This is a genomic window from Pseudomonas sp. JL3 (genome assembly GCF_031570575.1).
GTDB lineage: Bacteria > Pseudomonadota > Gammaproteobacteria > Pseudomonadales > Pseudomonadaceae > Aquipseudomonas > Aquipseudomonas cucumis.
The window spans coordinates 25,648-46,746 of the sequence record NZ_JAKWJK010000005.1 but is presented as its reverse complement, the minus strand read 5'-3'; the positions used below and the strand labels follow the sequence as shown (position 1 = coordinate 46,746).

Annotated in this window: 17 protein-coding genes and 1 pseudogene; 15 read left to right on the top strand and 3 right to left on the bottom strand. The window is 56.2% G+C overall.

What is annotated here, in order from left to right; genetic code table 11:
• Nucleotides 1-319 precede the first annotated feature (319 nt).
• From MMG91_RS11240 to MMG91_RS11210, 7 genes and pseudogenes are all read left to right on the top strand, one after another.
• Nucleotides 320-3,148, top strand: a complete 2,829-nt coding sequence (locus MMG91_RS11240) for a Z1 domain-containing protein (RefSeq protein ID WP_310659616.1) — start codon at nt 320-322, stop codon at nt 3,146-3,148.
• Nucleotides 3,149-3,151: 3 nt separating this feature from the next.
• The gene (locus MMG91_RS11235; protein ID WP_310659615.1) at nt 3,152-5,197 is read left to right on the top strand and encodes a hypothetical protein; all 2,046 of its coding nucleotides are present in this window, start codon (nt 3,152-3,154) and stop codon (nt 5,195-5,197) included.
• Nucleotides 5,194-6,153, top strand: a complete 960-nt coding sequence (locus MMG91_RS11230) for a hypothetical protein (RefSeq protein WP_310659614.1) — start codon at nt 5,194-5,196, stop codon at nt 6,151-6,153. Before MMG91_RS11235 ends, MMG91_RS11230 begins: the two co-directional genes overlap by 4 nt.
• A complete protein-coding gene (locus MMG91_RS11225; RefSeq protein WP_310659613.1) occupies nt 6,150-6,848 on the top strand; it encodes a hypothetical protein in 699 nt (232 codons plus the stop codon). The genes MMG91_RS11230 and MMG91_RS11225 overlap by 4 nt, the downstream gene beginning before the upstream one ends.
• The gene (locus tag MMG91_RS11220; protein ID WP_310659612.1) at nt 6,841-7,755 is read left to right on the top strand and encodes a PD-(D/E)XK motif protein; all 915 of its coding nucleotides are present in this window, start codon (nt 6,841-6,843) and stop codon (nt 7,753-7,755) included. The genes MMG91_RS11225 and MMG91_RS11220 overlap by 8 nt, the downstream gene beginning before the upstream one ends.
• A 170-nt stretch (nt 7,756-7,925) precedes the next feature.
• Nucleotides 7,926-9,578 carry a DNA cytosine methyltransferase gene (locus MMG91_RS11215; RefSeq protein ID WP_310659611.1) on the top strand — a complete coding sequence of 551 codons (1,653 nt, stop codon included), beginning with the start codon at nt 7,926-7,928 and terminating at the stop codon, nt 9,576-9,578.
• A gap of 161 nt (nt 9,579-9,739) precedes the next feature.
• Nucleotides 9,740-9,959, top strand: a pseudogene (locus MMG91_RS11210) (transposase); the annotation flags it as partial.
• Nucleotides 9,960-10,106: 147 nt separating this feature from the next.
• On the opposite strand, the gene MMG91_RS11205 reads toward MMG91_RS11210, so the two are convergent.
• Nucleotides 10,107-11,357, bottom strand: coding sequence for a ribonucleotide-diphosphate reductase subunit beta (locus MMG91_RS11205; protein WP_007934889.1), 1,251 nt, complete (start codon nt 11,355-11,357; stop codon nt 10,107-10,109).
• Nucleotides 11,358-11,551: 194 nt separating this feature from the next.
• Here MMG91_RS11205 and MMG91_RS11200 point away from each other — a divergent pair, with 194 nt between their 5' ends.
• Entirely contained in the window at nt 11,552-11,956 is a 405-nt protein-coding gene (locus MMG91_RS11200; RefSeq protein WP_310659610.1) for a hypothetical protein, read from the top strand.
• A 57-nt stretch (nt 11,957-12,013) separates the two neighbouring features.
• Here MMG91_RS11200 and MMG91_RS11195 read toward each other — a convergent pair whose 3' ends face one another.
• Nucleotides 12,014-12,286, bottom strand: a complete 273-nt coding sequence (locus MMG91_RS11195; RefSeq protein WP_310659609.1) for a hypothetical protein — start codon at nt 12,284-12,286, stop codon at nt 12,014-12,016.
• Nucleotides 12,287-12,471: 185 nt separating this feature from the next.
• Nucleotides 12,472-12,735 (bottom strand): DUF2790 domain-containing protein, encoded by a 264-nt coding sequence (locus MMG91_RS11190; RefSeq protein WP_305448641.1) that lies wholly within the window; start codon nt 12,733-12,735, stop codon nt 12,472-12,474.
• Between the two features lie 468 nt (nt 12,736-13,203).
• Here MMG91_RS11190 and acs point away from each other — a divergent pair, with 468 nt between their 5' ends.
• From acs to argR, 7 genes are all read left to right on the top strand, one after another.
• The gene (acs, locus tag MMG91_RS11185; protein WP_305448642.1) at nt 13,204-15,159 is read left to right on the top strand and encodes an acetate--CoA ligase; all 1,956 of its coding nucleotides are present in this window, start codon (nt 13,204-13,206) and stop codon (nt 15,157-15,159) included.
• A gap of 670 nt (nt 15,160-15,829) precedes the next feature.
• The gene (locus tag MMG91_RS11180; protein WP_310659608.1) at nt 15,830-16,603 is read left to right on the top strand and encodes an ABC transporter substrate-binding protein; all 774 of its coding nucleotides are present in this window, start codon (nt 15,830-15,832) and stop codon (nt 16,601-16,603) included.
• A 90-nt stretch (nt 16,604-16,693) separates the two neighbouring features.
• Complete coding sequence (locus tag MMG91_RS11175) at nt 16,694-17,383, top strand: ABC transporter permease (protein ID WP_007951063.1); 690 nt, start codon at nt 16,694-16,696, stop codon at nt 17,381-17,383.
• Nucleotides 17,380-18,078 (top strand): ABC transporter permease, encoded by a 699-nt coding sequence (locus MMG91_RS11170; RefSeq protein WP_123495817.1) that lies wholly within the window; start codon nt 17,380-17,382, stop codon nt 18,076-18,078. The genes MMG91_RS11175 and MMG91_RS11170 overlap by 4 nt, the downstream gene beginning before the upstream one ends.
• A gap of 1 nt (nt 18,079) precedes the next feature.
• Nucleotides 18,080-19,192 (top strand): M14 family metallopeptidase, encoded by a 1,113-nt coding sequence (locus tag MMG91_RS11165; RefSeq protein ID WP_310659607.1) that lies wholly within the window; start codon nt 18,080-18,082, stop codon nt 19,190-19,192.
• A gap of 27 nt (nt 19,193-19,219) precedes the next feature.
• The gene (locus MMG91_RS11160) at nt 19,220-19,984 is read left to right on the top strand and encodes an ABC transporter ATP-binding protein (protein ID WP_305448644.1); all 765 of its coding nucleotides are present in this window, start codon (nt 19,220-19,222) and stop codon (nt 19,982-19,984) included.
• A gap of 112 nt (nt 19,985-20,096) precedes the next feature.
• Nucleotides 20,097-21,077: a transcriptional regulator ArgR gene (argR, locus tag MMG91_RS11155; protein ID WP_008071845.1), complete on the top strand. Its 981-nt coding sequence runs from the start codon at nt 20,097-20,099 to the stop codon at nt 21,075-21,077.
• The last annotated feature ends 22 nt before the right edge of the window (nt 21,078-21,099 follow it).

Genomic DNA, 21,099 nt, shown 5'->3' with positions numbered 1-21,099 from the left:
TTGCCGAATCGCTGGCAACCGGCCTAGTTACGCACGACGGGATGCTCGGATGCTTACGCTGAATTCTCACGCACGCGGCTGCCGACCTCTGGCAAGAGTGTATTTAGCAGATAATTTAACGGCTCTTTGAAAAGGCTGAACAGATATCGCTGTCTGATAGCGATGAAAAATATGCAAGCAAGAGCGGACTTGTAATTCACGACCGCTTGGTAACAGGGTTTTGTAAGGCGGCCGGCTCTGTGCCACTATCCCTGCCCCTGACTTGGATGCAGGCGATGTTCCTGATTCGAGTTATCTTCCGAATACAGTAGGGATGCTAATGGCTGATTACAGTACTGACCCAGCGTACGACAAATGCCGCGCGTTCATTGATGGTTGGCGCCTGAAAGGAAGGGGCTGGGACGATATCGCCAGGCTCGGCCGGATGGGAGAGTCACTTGAGAAGGTCAATGACTGGTTTCTGTCGCAGGAGGAAATGGACGACTGGCCTTCGCTGGGCAATAGCCCAGAAGAACGGTTTGAATGCTGGAAGGAAATCGTTCGGCGCAAGGAGCAGGCGGAACAGCAATCTGTCGCCGCGACGAGACCCTTAGTCTTTGTAGGGGCGGAAGAGGCCGAGCCGGGTATGGCAGTTCCGCAAGACGCTCGAAGTGCATGGCAGCTCTACAAAAAATACCTCATCGCGCAGGGCTGGAAGAAAACCTCGGTCGATAATATTCAGAGATCTGCGGTTCGCGTCCTCCAGCGCCTTCGTCAGACCACAAAAGATCGCATGGCTGTAAAAGGGCTGGTGGTCGGGCATGTACAGTCAGGCAAGACAGCCAACATGGCTGGCCTGATTTCCATGGCGGCCGACTATCGATGGAACCTGTTCGTCGTGCTGACCGGGACGCTTGAGAACCTGCGGGTACAAACCAGTAAGCGTCTGGTCGGCGACTTGTTCCAGCATGATGGTAATGTCAGTTGGAAGTCGATCGAGCATCCGTCGAGGAACAGCCCTTATGGTGCTCGTGCGCAGGACATGCAGTTCGATGCAGGACGAAGAGACCGTCACCTTGTTGTTTGCCTGAAGAACCCGGCTCGACTGAAGCATCTCATTGATTGGATCAAGGCACACCCGTTGGGGATGTCGCAGATGCGGCTTGTGGTTATTGATGACGAAGCGGATCAGGCGGGTATCAATTCGAATGACGTTTCGAAGGCAGAGCGTACGGTCATCAACGGGCTTATCCTGCAGTTGATCAGTTTGCCGTTGCAGTGCGTGAATTACGTCGCGTTCACTGCCACTCCCGCCGCCAACTTTCTCAATGAGGGCCCTGGCGATACCCTGTATCCAACGGATTTCATAGCGGTTCTGCCGCAGGCGGACGAACATTTCGGGCCCGTGCAGATTTTCGGTTACACCGAAAATGAGAAGGAGCCGCTTGGAATCGTTCGTGAAGTGACTGGCAAGGACCTAGAGCAGGTTGCTAGTCTTCACAAAGGGGAAGATCTGACCCTGCCTCACGCGCTGGAAGAAAGTCTGATCTGGTACCTGTGCTGCGTGGCAGTGATGCGATTGTCCGGCGCCGCAAAGCCCGTGAGCATGTTGATCCATACCAGCGCAAGGCAGCTTCATCATGATTACATGAGTGAAGCGGTGCAGGCAGCGCTCGAAACTTGGTCATCATATGATGATGATCAATTGGCCGACACTTTCAGGCCTGTGTGGGATAGGGTTTCGTCAGATCTGGATGTTGCGCAGTTTGTCGAGCGTTTCCACGACTACGGACGACTCTCCGAGATTAGCGAGCTGCCGCCGTTTGACAATTTCTTTGCAGAAATCCGGACACTTCTCGATATGGTTACGGCCATTCAGTTGGATGCGGATTCAAAACGGACGTACCACCGCGGTATCCACGTGTGTGTCGATAACTGCGCAAATAATGGGGTGACCGACGAGAACGAAGTCCGGCGGCTCTTTTATCCTGACGCGTCGCAAGGCCTGAATTTTTGTACGGCGTTCATCGTTATCGGCGGTGGCACGCTTTCCCGGGGGCTGACGATTGAAAATCTGGTCAGCACCTTTTTCCTTAGGGGCTCGGCGCAAGCAGATTCTCTCATGCAGATGGGGCGCTGGTTTGGTTACCGCAAAGGCTATGAGCTGTTGCCGCGCATCTGGATGTCCGATGATACGAGAGCAAAGTACGAGTTCATGACAGTCGCGGAGGAGGAGCTTCGTGACGATCTGCAGCGCTTCATGCATGGCGGCGCCAAGCCTGAGGAGTTCGGGCCTCGCGTGCGTGTACATGCGAGCCTGGCCTGGATTCGTCCGACAGGTGCGAACAAGATGCAGCGCGCGATCGAGGCGGCATTCGACTTTTCGGGAATCAATCGACAAACAACCGTTTTCCATGACGGCGAGGATGCTGCCATGGTGCTCGAAGCCAATTTGTCATCAACTGATAGATTTTTGAGTTCGGCAGGTGCAGACCTCGAAAAGTCCAAACTGAAAGGGGCCCACAGTCTTGTCTGGCGTGAAGTTGACGTAAGTCGGGTAGCCGATTATTTGGCAGACCTGTCGTTTCATCCTGGGAATCAGTTCTTCTCCGACATAAAAGCGTTTCTGAAATGGCTCGGTGAGCACGCTGAAAACGCTGGCTACACGAAATGGAACGTCGTAGTTGCTGGCAGCTCACCGAAGCCGGAAAACAGCTGGGAAATTTCTGGCGAAGCTGTTGGTCGGATCAACCGTAGCCGCTTCGCTGATAAGCGTTCGGATGAGGGCGTGTCGATTGGTGCGCTGCGAGATCCTAAGGATCTACTAGCGGACGCCCGCGGCCTTGAAGAGAGTGATCTTTCGAAAGCAGGTTTCAGTAATTCCCAAGTGGCGGAGCTTCGCAGCAAAGGTGGTGTTGGAACGGTACCTCAACTGCTGATTTATCTCATCGACAAAGACAGTAAGTATGAACCTCCTACAAAGGTGGCCGCTGCGCCGCGCCGAGTGAGGGAATCACTCAATGCCAAGGCACACATTTTAGGTATCAGCCTTTATCTGCCGGGTTCGCAAGGCAAGAAGACGCACTACGTCACTCATGTGACGGTCGATATTCCGGATAACTTCACTACATCGGAAAATAACCTTGAAGAAACGGTAGGCGTGATCTGACCCATGAAATATTACAGCCTCCAACTGCAGCCGATGCAGGAGTCCGGTGCGTTCCTGCTCCGTGCGCTGCAGAACGAAGAAACGCCTTTGCTGGACCTGCTGGTACGCGAATCTGTTCAGAATGCGCTCGACGCAGGGCGCAACGGTAATCAGGCACTGCCGATTTCGGTGGATTTCCATATTCGCGAGCACTCGCTGGACGCCATTACCTCCACGTTCAGCGAAGGGCTAAACTTGGAGGTGCTTGGGAAACGCTATCCGCGTACTCCGAAACTGCTTGAAATTCGCGATTCAGACACTGAGGGGCTGACGGGGCCGATGAGCTTCGATAGCGTGGAAGCTAACTGTCAGCATGGCAATTTCCTGAAGCTCGTGTTCGAAATCGGCAGGACTCGCTCTGATGATGGGGCGGGAGGCTCATGGGGTTTGGGCAAAACCTGTTACTTCCGCATGGGCGCTGGTCTAGTCATCTACTACAGCCGGATCAAGACGGTCGAAGGGTATGAAGAGCGGCTGGTGGCTTCGCTTGTCGAGGATGAAAGCCGATTCGACCGCCTGCAGAGCAAGACGCAAACGGGCATTGCTTGGTGGGGGGCGAATGACAGCTTGCGAGCGATCACGGCGCCGGAGCACATCCACGAGATCCTGGAGGCATTGGGTGCCCGGCCGTTCACCGGTAAAACGACCGGAACGGCAATCATCATTCCGTTGCTCAAGGACAACCTGCTACCGGTGTTCGACGAAGAGAGCAGGCCGGCGCCATGGTGGTACAGCAGTTACGAAGATTACGTGAATGTTGCGATCCAGCGCTGGTTCAGTGCGCGGCTGGATAACCCCTTCTTCGCCAGTGGTAGACATCTGAGTGCATCGGTGAACGGCAAGGAGATAGCCAGCGAGGACATGTTGCCGACATTCCGGGTGAGTCAGTGCCTGTACGACCGAGCGATAGGAGAGGCGCCTGATGAGGTAGATTATCTGACGGCCATAGGCGTCAAGAGTGATGATGTACTTTGCAGAGCTATTCAATTGCGCGGTGAGTTCGTGGGTAATGCTCCGGCGGGCTGGCTGCTTGCCGTGGCGATAACCCCTCGCCAGTTGCAGATGGATGCGCCAGACAACGTGGCTAGCCCGGAAACCTGCATCTTCTCCAAGGCAGACAGCGGCGCACCCCATCGTCCGATAGTGACGTTCATGCGCTCTCCTGGAATGAACATCTGTTGGGATGACAATATCGATTCGCGAGGCTGGGCCGGTGGGTTCACTGGTTTTGCGGACGGCCGATACGTTATGGCGCTCTTTCTGCCAGATTCGGGACAGGAGCTCCTACCCTCCCAAGCCAGAGGGCTACGCTCGACCATACAGAATCTCGAAGGGTATCTGAGAAGTTGCGAGCGTGCGGATCATACCGCTTGGATAGACGTGAACGGAGGGCGAGTCGTTGAGAAAATTCGTGCTCAGTGTGGCCGGGCTTTGAAGGAATTCGGCGTACCGCCCCAGCCCAGCGTGACCGTCAAACCTTTGATGCGGATGTCACGCAAACTTGCCGAACTCGTGCTGCCCAGTCGTGGGTTTGGCGGGGATGGGCGGTTTGGCAAGGCGGCGCCGCGTGCGGCCATCGGACAAGGGGCCAGAGGAGGTGCGGTGCTTTCGCCCGAACTAGAGATAATGGAAGTCAGGCATGCAGCGTCTGCCATCGTCATGAAATGGTGTTTGAGATGGGGGATGGTGCTGCCAAACATACCGAGGGAGATCACTGTTTCTGTAGATTCCGAAGCCGGGCCGATCACTTTTGATACATGGGTTGAGAGCGGGCTCGGCGCATTCCCCTTTCGACTGGAGTCACCCCGCATCAGTAGCGCGACCCTTTCTGTAAAAAGCATGGAAGTTGCCGATGGAGCCGGTGTCAGGCTCACGATTGGTACTGCGTCTGTTCAGCCGGGGCTGATGCTGGAGGGGGAGCTTCACGTCAGAATGACTGAATCCGGTGGCAAGTTGTTGCGGCCGGTGATCGGTGTCCGGATTTCCGATACAAATGGAGTGGCGGAATGAGTACTCGACTGCCCCTATATCGAATGCTGAATGCGCCACTCGGCGGCGGAAGCGAATCAGAAGTGACCTATGTCTTCCGGTCAGATGACGGTATTGATCCAGGTGCGACGGCGGTGAGTGGCGATCAATTTGCCTTGGGCAAGGACAGTGACTGGAACCCGGCCGAACATCCCTTGGTGGTTCAATGTTTGATCGAGCGGGCTCCACTTCTTGAGGCCATCTTCGGTCCCCACGGTGTGGTGAGCACGGACGCTGAGGTTTTGCTGGCGCTGGAGTGGGCATCTGCAGACTCCTGCTGGCGAACGCTTGGACCTGTTCATGGCCTGCGGTACAAAACAGAAGACGAGGACGTGGTGCTCGACATCGAACTGGAGCGCGGGACGGTCAGAGGTAGCGGTCTTCTATCTGTTCAAGTGTTTCTAGGCCGATACACGGCAGAGTTCGTTCCCGGATTTGCGCATCAGCCAGGAGCACGACTAGGCCTCTTGGCACAGTCAATCGAAATCGTCATCGATGGTGACGGCTCCCTTTTCCCGGTGCTGGAGGAATCTCTGGGTACAGAGGGGCCACTATGGGAATTGAAAGCTTGCTGGAGCGATCCGCAGGATGAACCATTCTCCAGCGACTACGTCGCCCTTGTACTTAACAACGCCCACCCGCATTTCGAACAATTGCGCGACCGCCGGGCTCTGAATATCGAACAATCGCCGTTGATGCGTCAGGTGTTTGCAGCCTGGCTTGCGCTAGTCATTGCTCAGGTCAAGGAAGATATGGGGGCACAGTTCGATACGTATTTGGGCGCGCCCGATGCCGATGAAGGTATCGCGAGTATTGCTGACGCAGTTCGCTCATTCATTCGACTGGGTGATTTGAAAACAGGCTCACTTTCGGAGTTGTTCATATCTACCCAATGCTGGCTTGATCACCGGGTCCGGGAACTGGAGAACGCAGCATGAGTTTCCCGACACTGAACCTCAAACTGTCGCAGCGCCACTTTGACGAGATGGTCAAACGCGATGCGTTTCTCCCCGATATTTCCAGTCCGGAAATGGAAGAGGTACGTCGTCAACTACTCGCCATCGTGTCGCTGTATGACTCCACAGCGAGAAGCAACGCCTCAGGCCCAGGCGCATACGACATAAAAGTTGGCCTTGCACTGTTCCGGGTTTTGGCAGAGGCGGGCATGGATATTCGCACCGCCGCAGATGATGGCTGGTGGCGCTTTCTCTCCCTGCGGGTGCTGCCGGATCTGGTGAAAAGTCGTTGGGACAGCGCACCACCTGTGCGGTACTGGAAGGGCCGAAGCCGCATCTGGTTGCGAGCTATGTGGTGGACCGTCCACCTTACGTGGCAGGGCTCCGAGGAAAATACCCGAAAAGTACTGGAGAGTGTGACCACGGATACGGTCGTGCAACTGGTCGAGCGACCTGGCAAGGGCGGTTTCAGGATTGATTTGACGCGGCTGATTTTCAAGATGCGTCGGTTGCGCAAACCCTCCCAAGATCAGTTCAGGGCAATCATGAAGCTCAATACGGCGCAGATCGTGCTGAAGGAACCCCTGTTTTGCGAGGGCGGTTTGTTCGGCTACGTGGACGCGCTGTTTGCCGATGTGGGATGCGCGCCCATCGATTTGGATAGTGACCATGACTGATTTGCTGAAAGAGATACAGGAAGGTTTTGCCAACCTTGACGAGAGTGGCCGTATTTTGCCCATCAAGGCGATGCCAGCAGCGTGCCCGGCGTGGGTCTTTCGTGAGGGTGACAGGTTCGGCGTTGCCGTTGAGTGCTCCGAACCCTTGGATATTTCAGAAGGGTTCGCCGGCGCCAAGCTCCGAACAGTGGAACGGGTTGTCGCGGGGAAGCATCGGCGGTTCCTGCGGCTGGAGTCGTCCATTGAATGGCTCCGCAATGAGTTCGGGCTGATCTGCGAGCATATGATCAGCGTTGAATCCGGGATTGCTGTACGTCAAGCGCTGCTGGCAGACCCGTTAGCCTGGTGGCAACGGTGGCGGCATTTGCTGGGCAATGCGCTGGTCGACAAGCATGGCTATGACGTGCTTGCTGAACTGCTGGCCTTGGAAATGCTGGTCATCAAAGGAGCTACCTATGAGTGGAGCGGCCCTTTTGGCGGCGTAGTTGACATCAAGACTCCAACGATGGATTACGAGGTCAAGTCGACGATCAGCCGCTACGGGGCCGTGATCAACATCTCCGGGCAGTTCCAGCTGGCCGCCTCATCCGGTAAGCCGTTAAAACTGGTCCACTTCAGATTCGAGCCGGTCAATGATGGTCTGTCGATCGATCTCATCTGTGATCGTCTCATTGCGCTCGGTGTCGACGCAGCCATGCTGGAGGGCGCGTTGCAGCGGCTCGGGATGGAGGCAGGATGTTCCGCTCGGAAAGAGGAGTACAACCTGCTCGAGGCACGGTCCTATACGGTTGATGACGACTTTCCCCGAATAACGCCTGCGAGTTTTATAGGTGGCGTGCTTCCAGAAGGCGTTGTTCAGTTTGAGTATAGAGTTGATCTTTCCGGTCTGAAGTCTCAGCCGTATTAGAGATTGACTTTAGTTTCGTACCAAGTGGCGATTCGACGCCAGTCCAACTGTATTGAGGATGGGAACGTCGCGAGCGCGGCTGCAGTGCGCTGCTGTCCTAATCCTGGTAGAGTGTCGCGACTCGGTTGCCTACGCGGTTGCCATTCTTGATTTTTTGACCAATGATGCCCATGACTCAATACCAGAACCTTCTTTTCCCGCCGAGGGCGATCGCTGAGCCAGCTGTTGCAGTTGAGGACGCGATCCAGATCGTCGACCTTTTCGCTGGCCCTGGCGGGTTGGGTGAGGGTTTTTCATCCTCCGGTGATGGCCGTCATTTCGATATCATTGTTTCTGCCGAAATGGATCCTGTCGCCAGGAGGACGCTTAGACTGCGTGCTTTCTACCGCTTGCTCAAGCGCGAGTACCCTAAAGGACTCAAGGATTACTACCAATACTGCAATGGCGAGGCAGCAGAGCCTAGCACCCCTGAAACCGCAGAGTTCTGGAGCCGGGCCGATCAGGAGGCACGGCAAATAACCTTGGGTTCGGATGCGGGCGACAAGGAGTTGAATGGTCTCATCAACGACAGATTGAAAAAGGATGGGCGTCCGTGGGTCCTAATTGGCGGTCCTCCATGCCAAGCGTATTCGCTCGCTGGTCGATCCAGAAACCAAGCCAAGCAGGGTTATGTTCCCGAGAATGATCATCGGCATTTTCTGTATAAAGATTACTTACGCATCATCAAGGATTATCGCCCTACTGTTTTCGTTATGGAAAATGTGAAGGGGATCTTGTCTTCAAAAGTTGGAGGTAAAGGGATCTTTGCTCAAATTTTGGAAGATTTGGTGGATCCTACAAAAGCATTGGATAACGCAGAAGGCGGCCAAAAATACAAAATTTGTTCTCTGGTTTCCGAAGAGTCGTTCAGCTCGGCAGATTGTATGGACAGGGTAAATCCCAAGTCTTTTATTATCGAAGCAGAAAAATACGGAATTCCACAAGCCCGCCATCGTGTCATCCTTCTGGGGATAGCGCTCGACGAGCACGGTAATGTTCCGCCCCATGACCTTTTGAAAACAACCGACCCGGTATCGGTGAGGCAAGCTATTGGTGGTCTGCCCAAGCTTAGAAGCAAGCTGTCAAAGCGTTCGGATTCTCAAGAAGCTTGGTATCAGGCTGTTGCTGACGAAGTAGATGATTTGCTGCATCACGCGGAACTTGAAAGTGGCGAACTGATCGCGCCTCTGCGAGCTACTCGTCAAGCACTTTTCAATGCGCCAAAGAGTTCAGGTGGCGAACGAGTGCAAAAGGAGCTGGGTCAAGGTAATACAGGTATACCATCCTTGGATGCTTGGTATCAGGATCCCAACATCAAATATTGGATGAGTCACGATGCCCGCAGCCATATGCTGTCGGACCTACGGCGATATGCGTTTGCGAGTACCTACGCTGAGCACAACAAATACTCACCCAAGGGTCATCAGCAATTTTCTCTTCCTGGTCTCGCTCCCGCTCACAAGAATTGGGAAAGCGGTAAGTTTAGTGATCGTTTCAGGGTGCAGCTTGCAGGGCTTCCTGCAACTACTATCACTAGTCATATCTCGAAGGATGGGCACTACTTTATTCACTACGACCCTGCGCAGTGTCGGAGCTTGACCGTTCGCGAGGCCGCGCGGCTTCAGACATTCCCAGATAACTATTATTTCGAAGGGAATCGAACCCAGCAATACCACCAAGTGGGTAATGCGGTACCGCCATTGTTGGCAAACAAAATCGCGAAAACTGTTTATGATGTTGTCTGTCGGCGGGTTGCCGAATGTCTAGAAGTTATGGGTAAATGACCTGCGAAAAATGAATCGCCCTTTACTGCTGTAGAGTACTGATCGCATTTGGCCCAGAGTGCGTAAAACGCCTTTGTGAACCCTAGCTATGATTTCTAAGAATTTCATCGCAGGGATCGCCAATGAATCGCTTTATTCAAGGATAACCTCGAGACAAAGGTATCTTACTTCCCGAGAGTCTCGACGACTACGTCAGCGATGCCAACTTGGTGCGCGTAGTAGATGTCTTCGTTGATGAACTTGACTGGTCAAATTGGGTTTGAAGGCGTTATACCAACCGACACTCGCCGACCTTCTTACCATCCCTCGGTCTTGTTGAAGATCTCTATCTACGGTTATCTCAACCTTATCCAGTCGTGCCGAAGTTTGGAGTGGGATGCAGGGACGCTTACATTGCTGTAGGAGTTTTAGTGGAGAAGGTTGAGTTGAGTAAGTATTTTCCTACTCAATAAAAAAGCCCCGATCAGATCGGGGCTTTTAGTATTTCGATTTGTCGAGTTAATCGTCAAATCGCGGCAAGCTCAGGAATCAATCCCAGCTCAAAGCCCCACCAGTCTGATACTCAATCACTCTCGTCTCAAAGAAATTCTTCTCTTTCTTCAAGTCCATGATCTCGCTCATCCAAGGGAACGGGTTAGTCGTCCCTGGATACTCTTCCTTCAAACCAATCTGCGACAGGCGACGGTTAGCGATGAACTTCAGGTAGTCCTCCATCATCGCCGCGTTCATGCCGAGTACGCCGCGAGGCATGGTATCCCGAGCGTATTCAATCTCCAGCTGAGTGCCCTGCAGAATCATCTGCGAAGCTTCTTCCTTCATCTCAGCATCCCACAAGTGCGGGTTTTCGATTTTGATCTGGTTGATCACGTCGATGCCGAAGTTCAGGTGCATGGATTCGTCGCGCAGGATGTATTGGAACTGCTCGGCGACGCCGGTCATTTTGTTGCGGCGGCCCATGGAGAGGATTTGGGTGAAGCCGCAGTAGAAGAAGATGCCTTCCAGAACGCAGTAGTAGGCGATCAGGTTGCGCAGCAGCTCTTTGTCGGTTTCGACGGTGCCGGTTTCGAACTTCGGATCGGAGATCGAACGGGTGTATTTCAGGCCCCAGGTGGCTTTTTTCGCGACCGATGGGATCTCGTGGTACATGTTGAAGATCTCGCCTTCATCCATGGCCAACGATTCGATGCAGTACTGGTAGGCGTGGGTGTGGATCGCCTCTTCGAAGGCCTGGCGCAGGATGTACTGGCGGCATTCCGGGTTGGTGATCAGGCGGTACACGGCCAGGACCAGGTTGTTGGCAACCAGGGAGTCGGCGGTGGAGAAGAAGCCGAGGTTGCGCATCACGATGCGGCGCTCGTCGTCGGTCAGGCCTTCCGGGTTTTTCCAGAGGGCGATGTCGGCGGTCATGTTGACTTCTTGCGGCATCCAGTGGTTTGCGCAGCCGTCCAGGTACTTCTGCCATGCCCAGTCGTATTTGAATGGCACGAGCTGGTTGAGGTCGGCGCGGCAGTTGATCATGCGCTTTTCATCGACAGCTACACGGGCGGAGGCGCCTTCCAGTTCGGCGAGGCCTTCGGCGACGTCGAGGGAGTCCAGGGCAGCCTTGGCGCGGGCGATCGCGGCGGAGTCCGTCGCGGTCACGGCGCGGGCCTCTTGAGCGGCGGCACCACCGGCGCTGTCGAGGCGGTCCATGTTGGCTTCAGAAGCGTGGCCGGCATTGGCGCCTTTTACAGCGACTTCGCCGTCATCTTCTTTGTCGAATTCGTCCCAGCTCAGCATGACGTGTCGTCTCCTGCGTGAGGGCCAGATTGCCCGTGTGAAAACTGATAGGTTGGTTTTTCACACGGCCGGTTCTGGCCGCGTTGGATCTAAAGGAAATCGTTTTTTGCAGCAGTACAACGCAGGCAATAAACAGAATTTTGTACGGGTGTTCCGAAGCCACTGATGGGCGCAGAAAAGGTGAACCGCTCTGCGTGGGCTTCAGACTGGCTTTTCACCCCTGTAAGGGAATATTGCAGGCCCGTTTAAGTGCGCATTATAAGGAAATTTTCGGCCCCGTGGTGCGGCGAAATGGCACCCGGAGCGGTCGGCGAGGGGCGTTTTCAGGTTGGAGCGAGGGTTTACAGGGCTTTGGCGGAGGAAGTTTTTTTTTCGTCTGTTTTGGCTGGTTTTTGACGGTGAGGGCTGAGTGTTCGCATGGTTATGGTCTGCTGTTGTGTTGCAAGCCAGGTGGGGCGGGGCTTTCAGGGGAGGGGGAGCATTTTTGTGGGCGAGATTTAGTGCAGTTTTTGGCTGAAAATATTCTTGGAATAGGTTGCTCAAAAAACAACCAGAAACGGCGTTTTTTACTACATGTAGTGGTTTTGGTCGATTTTTGACCACTCCAGACACAACTAAGCCCGACCGAAGTCGGGCTTTTATGTCGTGTTCGATTTTCAGCTGAAACGAGCTGCACCTACGTGGTCAGAACCGTCGGCAGCGACTTTGGCAGCGCCGGTGTGATCAGAACCATCAGCAGCGACTTTGGCGGCGCCAGTGTGATCGAAGCCATCAGCAGCGAAAGACGCCGAACCGGTGTGGTCGTAACCGTCAGAAGCGACAGCCGCTTCGGTGAAAGTAGCCGAGCCAGTGCGGTCGTAGCCATCGGCGGCGAAGGTGTTGGCAGCCAGGACGGAAAGGGTCAGGGCGAGGATCAGTTTGGTTTTCATGGTAGTGGCTCCAGGTTCGTTGGCGTTGTGTGCCTTGGGTGTGGAATGAATACTACGCCAAGTATTTTGATTAAAAAGTGCAAATAAATGCTTAAAACAATCGTATTTATCGATACAAGGCTCGGCGCTTCATCTGGTCTCTAAAAAAGGATGGGTCGAGCCTCGGGAGATAAAAGTGGGGCGGATCAGCCGTTAGAACAGCCGTTGCCCATGACGCTGTAGCGCAGAATGTGTCGCTGACCTTTGGAGTCGTCGTATTCCATTTTGGCCGGAACCACTTCGCAGACATTCGGGATTTCGCTCATCGATATAACTTTGGCGATGTCCAGATGGGTGGAGTAGGTGTATTCCTCGACGACGGGTTGTTGCTGTGCGACATCAGTCGGGGCCTCATCCGCCATGGCGGTTGCGCACAGACTGCTGAGGGCCAGAACCAATAAAGCTTTCATTTCAGTTTTACCTTTCTAAGGTCGAGTGGGGTCACGCAATCTTTTGGGGATTGCGTGTGGAGCTTTAATAAAGAGTCTTGGATTAACTGCCTTCGTGGGGGCTGCAACTGGGTTAATCACGTTGCCGTGTTGGCGAGGCTGATTTTAGGCCTGGGGGTGGCGTGCATATAGCCGTGCTTTTGATAAACACCTTTGGCAGATTTGGTAACAATCCCCGGGAGCCCACCCATCTCCACTGCGCAGAATCTGCCGAAGATTGCGATCATTCGACTAAAAATGCCGAAGTTCAAAAGATCGCAGCCTTCGGCGGCTCCTACGAAGCCCCGGAATAGCCGGGCTTGAGCGCCTCGTCGCGGTATAGCCACATTTTGTAGGGGCTTGTTACTACCATCGTCGAATGGTTCTATAGGCCCGGCCCGGCTACAACTGGGGCCATACAAAAACAACTATTCCACCGAGGTAAGAAAGATGAGTGCGGCTTCTTTGTATCCCGTTCGTCCCGAGGTAGCAGCCAACACGCTGACTGACGAGGCCACCTATAAGGCCATGTACCAGCAGTCGGTCGTCAACCCGGACGGCTTCTGGCGTGAACAAGCCAAGCGCCTCGACTGGATCAAGCCTTTCACCACGGTGAAGCAGACGTCCTTCGACGATCACCATGTCGACATCAAATGGTTCGCCGACGGCACGCTGAACGTTTCCTACAACTGCCTCGACCGTCATCTGGCCGAGCGCGGCGATCAAATCGCGATCATTTGGGAGGGGGATGACCCTGCCGAAAGCCGCAACATCACCTACCGCGAGCTGCACGAGGAAGTGTGCAAGTTCGCCAACGCCTTGCGCGGCCAGGATGTGCACCGCGGCGACGTGGTGACGATCTATATGCCGATGATCCCCGAAGCCGTGGTCGCCATGCTGGCGTGCGCCCGGATCGGCGCGATTCACTCGGTGGTATTCGGTGGTTTCTCGCCGGAAGCCTTGGCCGGTCGCATCATCGACTGCAAATCCAAAGTGGTGATCACCGCCGACGAAGGCATTCGTGCCGGCAAGAAGATCCCGCTCAAGACCAACGTCGACGACGCGCTGACCAATCCGGAAACCAGCAGTATTCAGAAAGTCATCGTGTGCAAGCGCACCGGTGGCAACATCAAGTGGAACCAGCATCGCGACATCTGGTACGAAGACCTGATGAAAGTGGCGGGCAGTGTCTGCGCGCCGAAAGAGATGGGCGCTGAAGAAGCGCTGTTCATCCTTTATACCTCCGGCTCCACCGGCAAGCCGAAGGGTGTGCAGCACACCACTGGCGGTTACCTGCTGTATGCGGCGATGACCCACGAGCGCGTGTTCGACTATCGCCCGGGCGAAATCTACTGGTGCACCGCCGACGTCGGCTGGGTCACCGGTCACAGCTATATCGTCTACGGCCCATTGGCCAACGGCGCGACCACGCTGCTGTTCGAAGGCGTGCCGAACTATCCGGACATCACCCGGGTGGCGAAGATCGTCGACAAGCACAAGGTCAACATCCTCTACACGGCGCCAACCGCGATCCGCGCAATGATGGCGTCGGGCAAAGCCGCTGTGGAAGGTGCCGATGGCAGCAGCCTGCGTCTGTTGGGTTCGGTCGGTGAGCCGATCAACCCGGAAGCGTGGGATTGGTACTACAAGAATGTCGGCCAATCCCGTTGCCCGATCGTCGACACCTGGTGGCAGACCGAAACCGGCGGCAACATGATGAGCCCGTTGCCGGGCGCTCACGCCCTCAAGCCGGGTTCTGCGGCGCGTCCGTTCTTCGGTGTGGTGCCAGCGTTGGTGGACAACCTGGGCAACATCATCGAAGGCGTGGCCGAGGGCAACCTGGTGATTCTCGATTCGTGGCCGGGCCAGGCGCGCACGCTGTACGGCGACCATGACCGCTTCGTCGATACCTACTTCAAGACCTTCCGTGGCATGTATTTCACTGGCGACGGCGCGCGTCGCGACGAAGACGGTTACTACTGGATCACCGGGCGTGTGGATGACGTGCTTAACGTTTCCGGGCACCGCATGGGCACCGCCGAGATTGAAAGCGCGATGGTCGCTCACCCGAAAGTCGCCGAGGCGGCGGTGGTGGGTGTGCCGCATGACATCAAGGGGCAGGGCATTTATGTCTACGTAACCCTGAACGGTGGCGAAGAGCCGACCGAGCAATTGCGTCTGGAACTGAAAAACTGGGTGCGTAAAGAGATCGGCCCGATTGCTTCGCCAGATGTGATTCAGTGGGCGCCGGGGCTGCCGAAAACCCGTTCGGGCAAGATCATGCGCCGGATTCTGCGCAAGATTGCTACGGCCGAATACGATGGGTTGGGGGATATTTCGACCCTGGCCGATCCGGGTGTGGTGCAGCATTTGATTGATACGCACAAGACCATGAACGTCGCGTAAGCGCCGATTCCTGAGTCATCGAAGCCCTGCCAGGTGTTGAGCCTGGTGGGGTTTTTTCGTCTTGATCGTTCCCATGCTCTGCGTGGGAATGCCGCCATGGACGCTCCGCGTCCGCCGTTGACGCTGTGACGCAGAGCGTCACGGGATGCATTCCCACGCGGAGCGTGGGAACGATCAGCGGGAGTGCCAATAATTATCGGTGTCAGCCGTAGGCCAATTCCCACTGTTACCCATCCCCCTTCAAGTTACTGAATGTGTAACCGCACGCCCGACAACGAGGCATTGGGAAACGCAAAGCCCCGTTTCAGGGCCTCTCAACCGGCATGAAAAATAAGACACAACGCTGCGCTTGCCGGATTAGAAGGGTTTGCGAATAATAGGCCCGCAATTTGCAATATAGATCGGTTCACTGTCTTTTGCTCTTGCATGAAATTGCAAGGCTGTCAATGCGCTCAAGCGGCTTTCTCATTGCATCTGTAATTTGTTGTCGCATTGAAGAAATATCGGCTTCGGGCCTGTCGTTAGAATGCCGATCACTCGCTCGTCGTTGCCTGCGTTGAAATCAGCGCACGGTTCCTAGGACGCAGCACCGCTTTTGTGGTTTAACCCATTCGCATATTGGGCTGTCGCTCACTCTGCCGTTTTTGCCCTTTACCGATGGAGTCCCAAGATGAAGAAACTTGTGCTGCTTGGCGCCCTGGCACTGTCCGTGCTGTCCCTGCCGACATTCGCCGATGAAAAACCTCTGAAAATCGGTATCGAAGCAGCTTACCCTCCGTTCGCCTCCAAGGCGCCGGACGGCAGCATCGTTGGTTTCGACTACGACATCGGCAATGCCCTGTGCGAAGAGATGAAGGTCAAGTGCACATGGGTCGAGCAAGAGTTCGACGGCCTGATCCCGGCACTCAAAGTGCGCAAGATCGACGCGATCCTGTCGTCCATGTCGATCACTGAAGACCGCAAGAAGTCCGTGGACTTCACCAACAAGTACTACAACACCCCGGCTCGCCTGGTCATGAAGGCTGGCACTCAGGTCAGCGACAGCCTGGCTGAGCTGAAGGGCAAGAACATCGGCGTGCAACGTGGTTCGATCCACGAGCGTTTCGCCCGCGAAGTCCTGGCCCCACTGGGTGCCGAGATCAAGCCTTACGGTTCGCAGAACGAAATCTACCTCGACGTGGCTGCCGGTCGCCTCGACGGCACTGTGGCAGACGCTACCCTGCTGGATGACGGTTTCCTGAAAACCGACGCCGGCAAGGGCTTCGCCTTCGTTGGCCCGGCCTTCACCGACGTCAAATACTTCGGCGACGGCGTGGGTATTGCGGTTCGCAAGGGCGACGCGCTGAAAGACAAGATCAACACCGCGATCGCGGCCATTCGCGAGAACGGCAAGTACAAGCAAATCCAGGACAAGTACTTCGCCTTCGATATCTACGGCAAGTAATCGTCCCCGCAACAAGTCCGAAATGGCGCAAGCAACAGGATCTCTGAGGTTTGCGCCATTTTTTCATCCCAACTTTCGAGGACCTGAATCATGTTGAAAGGCTACGGGGCTGTCATCCTCGATGGCGCATGGCTGACGCTTCAGCTCGCCTTGTCGTCCATGGCCCTGGCCATCGTTCTGGGGCTGATCGGCGTTGCGCTGCGTCTGTCGCCGGTGCGCTGGCTGGCCTGGCTGGGCGACCTGTATTCCACGGTGATTCGCGGTATTCCCGACCTGGTGCTGATCCTGCTGATTTTCTACGGCGGCCAGGACCTGCTCAACCGCGTCGCGCCGATGCTCGGCTATGACGACTACATCGACCTGAACCCGTTGGCCGCCGGTATCGGCACCCTGGGCTTCATCTTCGGTGCGTACCTGTCGGAAACCTTCCGTGGTGCCTTCATGGCAATCCCGAAAGGGCAGGCGGAAGCCGGCATGGCGTACGGCATGAGCAGTTTTCAGGTGTTCTTCCGGGTGTTGGTGCCGCAGATGATTCGTCTGGCGATTCCGGGCTTCACCAACAACTGGCTGGTATTGACCAAGGCGACCGCGCTGATTTCGGTGGTCGGTCTGCAAGACATGATGTTCAAGGCCAAGCAGGCGGCAGACGCTACCCGCGAGCCTTTCACCTTCTTCCTCGCAGTGGCGGCGATGTACCTGGTGATTACCAGTGTCTCGTTGCTGGCATTGCGTCACCTTGAGAAGCGCTACTCGGTAGGCGTAAGGGCGGCTGATCTATGATCTTCGACTACAACGTCATTTGGGAGGCCTTGCCGCTGTACTTCGGCGGCCTGGTGACCACCCTTAAATTGCTCGCGTTGTCGCTGTTTTTCGGTCTGCTGGCGGCGCTGCCGTTGGGGCTGATGCGCGTCTCCAAGCAGCCGGTCGTCAACATGAGTGCCTGGCTGTTCACTTACGTGATCCGCGGCACGCCGATGCTGGTGCAGCTGTTTTTGATCTACTACGGTCTGGCGCAATTCGAAGCGGTACGTGAAAGCTTCCTCTGGCCATGGCTGTCCAGCGCCACGTTCTGTGCGTGCCTGGCCTTCGCCATCAACACCAGCGCCTACACCGCCGAAATCATCGCCGGCAGCCTGCGCGCCACGCCGAATGGCGAGATCGAAGCGGCCAAGGCCATGGGCATGTCGCGGGTCAAAATGTATAAGCGGATCCTGCTGCCGTCGGCCCTGCGCCGGGCACTGCCGCAATACAGCAACGAAGTGATCATGATGCTGCAGACCACCAGTCTGGCGTCCATCGTGACCCTGATCGACATCACCGGTGCAGCGCGCACGGTCAACGCTCAGTTCTACTTGCCGTTCGAAGCCTACATCACCGCCGGCGTGTTCTACCTGTGCCTGACATTCATTCTGGTGCGCCTGTTCAAAATGGCCGAGCACCGCTGGCTGGGCTATCTGGCCCCGCGGAAGCACTGATATGGAACGCATCGATCATGCATTGCCGTGGAGCCACCTGGGCAGCGAACGCCGGATTTCGGTGTTCCGCTTCGGTGCTGGCGAGCGCAAGGCCTACATCCAGGCCAGCCTGCACGCCGATGAGCTGCCGGGGATGCGCACCGCCTGGGAACTGAAAAAGCGCCTGACCGAACTCGAAGCCCAAGGCTTGCTGAATGGTGTGATCGAACTGGTACCGGTGGCCAATCCACTGGGCCTCGGTCAACTGCTTCAGGGTAACCATCAGGGGCGTTTCGAAGCCGGCAGCGGCAAGAACTTCAACCGGGATTTCGTCGAGTTGAGCGAGCCCGTGGCCGCTGAGCTCCAAGGACACTTGGGTGACGATCCTCACGCCAATATCCGTTTGATCCGTGAAACCATGAGCGATGTGCTGGCCGCCTTGCCACCGGCTGCCAGTCAGTTGCAAGGCATGCAGCGCATCTTGCTCAGCCATGCCTGCACCGCCGATGTGGTGCTGGACCTGCACTGCGATTGCGAAGCGGCGCTGCACATGTATGCCTTGCCGCAGCACTGGCCGCATTGGCGTTCACTGGCCGCCCACTTGAACGTCAAGGTCGGGCTGCTGGCGGAAGATTCCGGCGGCAGTTCCTTTGACGAAGCGTGTTCGCTGCCATGGCTGCGCCTGTCGCGCCTGTTTCCGGATGCCCAGATTCCACTGGCCTGCCTGGCGACGACCATCGAGTTGGGCGGCCAATCCGATACCGGTCGCCCAGAGGCGGTAGCTTATGCGGAAGGCATTCTGGCGTTCCTCGCTGAACAAGGCTTGATCAGTGGCGAATGGCCAAAACCTGCGCAAGACGCTTGCGAAGGCATGCCGTTCGAAGGCACCGAATTGCTGTTCGCGCCGCATCCGGGCGTGGTGAGTTTTCTGCGTAAACCCGGTGAGTGGGTTGAAGCGGGCGACGAGATTTTCGAAGTGATCGATCCGTTATCGGATCGGGTCAGCACGGTGTGTGCTGGTACGTCCGGGGTGCTGTTTGCCATTGAACGGCTGCGTTATGCCCAACCCGGTTTCTGGCTGGCCAAGGTGGCGGGGCGCGAAGCGCTGCGTCACGGGCGCTTGCTCAACGACTGACTGACTGTTTTTGTGAGAACCGACCGCATGTACAAACTTGAAGTCCAAGACCTGCATAAACGCTATGGCAGTCACGAAGTGCTCAAGGGCGTGTCCCTGAAAGCGGCGGCTGGCGATGTGATCAGCATCATCGGCTCCAGTGGCTCCGGCAAAAGTACTTTCCTGCGCTGCATCAACCTGCTCGAGCAGCCGCACGCGGGCAAGATTCTGCTCAACAACGAAGAGCTGAAACTGGTCGCCAACAAGGACGGCGCGCTGAAAGCCGCCGACCCGAAACAGCTGCAACGCATGCGTTCGCGCCTGTCGATGGTGTTCCAGCATTTCAACCTGTGGTCGCACATGACCGCGATGGAAAACATCATGGAAGCGCCGGTCCACGTGCTCGGTATGTCCAAAGCCGAAGCCCGCGAAAAGGCTGAGCACTACCTGAACAAGGTCGGTGTTGCGCATCGCAAAGACGCCTACCCTGGCCACATGTCCGGCGGTGAGCAGCAGCGTGTGGCAATTGCCCGTGCGCTGGCGATGGAGCCTGAGGTGATGTTGTTTGACGAACCGACTTCGGCCCTCGACCCTGAATTGGTTGGTGACGTGCTGAAAGTCATGCAGGCCCTGGCGCAGGAAGGCCGGACCATGGTGGTGGTGACGCACGAAATGGGCTTTGCCCGTGAAGTGTCGAACCAGCTGGTGTTCTTGCACAAAGGCGTCGTCGAAGAATGCGGCAACCCGCGCGAAGTGCTGGTCAATCCGCAGTCGGAACGTTTGCAACAATTCCTCTCGGGCAGCCTCAAGTAATCGCTCCCGTTACGCACCAAATTAGGTCATGCTGCGCACCGCGCGCCGATGGTCTAATTTGGTTGCAGCCGCCTTCGGCTTTAACACTGTTTTCGTTTCGGATTGCCCGCCCATGACTGCCCATCGAATTGGTTTCCTGATTTGGCCCAGCACTAAAGCTCTGACGCTTGCGCTGGCTGAGGAGGCCTTGCGTGTTGCCCAGCGTGTGCACCCGGACGTTGTTTACGAACTGTCGTTTTTGCAGGCCGAACCGCCAACCGAAGGCGCCTGGCAATTGCCGGGTGAGCCGTGGGCCGGCAAGCTCGAAAACTTCCAGAAACTGTTCCTGCTCGCCGATGAGCCTCCGACCTCGCTTGCACCAGCGCTCAGCAGTGGGCTGAAACAACTGGTGCGAGCCGGTTGTGTGATCGGCGGTTTGTCGGCCGGTGTTTACCCGTTAGCGCAGTTGGGTTTGCTCGACGGTTACCGCGCTGCCGTGCATTGGCGCTGGCAGGACGATTTCGCCGAGCGTTTTCCGAAAGTCATTGCCACCAGTCACCTGTTCGATTGGGATCGCGATCGCTTGACCGCCTGTGGCGGCATGTCGGTTCTCGATTTGCTGTTGGCCGTGCTGGCCCGTGATCACGGCGCCGAACTGGCTGGTGCGGTGTCGGAAGAACTGGTGGTCGAACGCATCCGTGAGGGCGGCGAGCGCCAGCGCATTCCGTTGCAAAACCGCTTGGGCTCCAGCCATCCGAAGCTCACCCAAGCGGTGTTGCTGATGGAAGCCAACATCGAAGAACCGCTGACCACCGACGAAATCGCCCAGCACGTGTGCGTGTCCCGTCGGCAGCTGGAACGGATCTTCAAGCAATACCTCAACCGTGTGCCGAGCCAGTATTACCTGGAGCTGCGCCTGAACAAGGCCCGGCAAATGTTGATGCAAACCAGCAAGTCGATCATCCAGATCGGCCTGTCGTGTGGTTTCTCTTCGGGGCCGCATTTCTCCAGCGCCTACCGCAACTTTTTCGGTGCCACGCCGCGGGAAGATCGCAACCAGCGGCGCAGCAGCAGTCCATTCGAGTTGTCGTCGGTGCCGTCCGAACGCGGTTGACCACGAGCGACAACGCCATGGA

Excerpts from the sequence above, each read along its gene's own strand:
- MMG91_RS11240 (WP_310659616.1), top strand. The coding sequence starts at position 320 with ATGGCTGATTACAGTACTGACCCAGCGTACGACAAATGCCGCGCGTTC.
- MMG91_RS11235 (WP_310659615.1), top strand. The coding sequence starts at position 3,152 with ATGAAATATTACAGCCTCCAACTGCAGCCGATGCAGGAGTCCGGTGCG.
- MMG91_RS11230 (WP_310659614.1), top strand. The coding sequence starts at position 5,194 with ATGAGTACTCGACTGCCCCTATATCGAATGCTGAATGCGCCACTCGGC.
- MMG91_RS11225 (WP_310659613.1), top strand. The coding sequence starts at position 6,150 with ATGAGTTTCCCGACACTGAACCTCAAACTGTCGCAGCGCCACTTTGAC.
- MMG91_RS11220 (WP_310659612.1), top strand. The coding sequence starts at position 6,841 with ATGACTGATTTGCTGAAAGAGATACAGGAAGGTTTTGCCAACCTTGAC.
- MMG91_RS11215 (WP_310659611.1), top strand. The coding sequence starts at position 7,926 with ATGACTCAATACCAGAACCTTCTTTTCCCGCCGAGGGCGATCGCTGAG.
- MMG91_RS11205 (WP_007934889.1), bottom strand. The coding sequence starts at position 11,357 with ATGCTGAGCTGGGACGAATTCGACAAAGAAGATGACGGCGAAGTCGCT.
- MMG91_RS11195 (WP_310659609.1), bottom strand. The coding sequence starts at position 12,286 with ATGAAAACCAAACTGATCCTCGCCCTGACCCTTTCCGTCCTGGCTGCC.
- MMG91_RS11190 (WP_305448641.1), bottom strand. The coding sequence starts at position 12,735 with ATGAAAGCTTTATTGGTTCTGGCCCTCAGCAGTCTGTGCGCAACCGCC.
- acs (WP_305448642.1), top strand. The coding sequence starts at position 13,204 with ATGAGTGCGGCTTCTTTGTATCCCGTTCGTCCCGAGGTAGCAGCCAAC.
- MMG91_RS11180 (WP_310659608.1), top strand. The coding sequence starts at position 15,830 with ATGAAGAAACTTGTGCTGCTTGGCGCCCTGGCACTGTCCGTGCTGTCC.
- MMG91_RS11175 (WP_007951063.1), top strand. The coding sequence starts at position 16,694 with ATGTTGAAAGGCTACGGGGCTGTCATCCTCGATGGCGCATGGCTGACG.
- MMG91_RS11170 (WP_123495817.1), top strand. The coding sequence starts at position 17,380 with ATGATCTTCGACTACAACGTCATTTGGGAGGCCTTGCCGCTGTACTTC.
- MMG91_RS11165 (WP_310659607.1), top strand. The coding sequence starts at position 18,080 with ATGGAACGCATCGATCATGCATTGCCGTGGAGCCACCTGGGCAGCGAA.
- MMG91_RS11160 (WP_305448644.1), top strand. The coding sequence starts at position 19,220 with ATGTACAAACTTGAAGTCCAAGACCTGCATAAACGCTATGGCAGTCAC.
- argR (WP_008071845.1), top strand. The coding sequence starts at position 20,097 with ATGACTGCCCATCGAATTGGTTTCCTGATTTGGCCCAGCACTAAAGCT.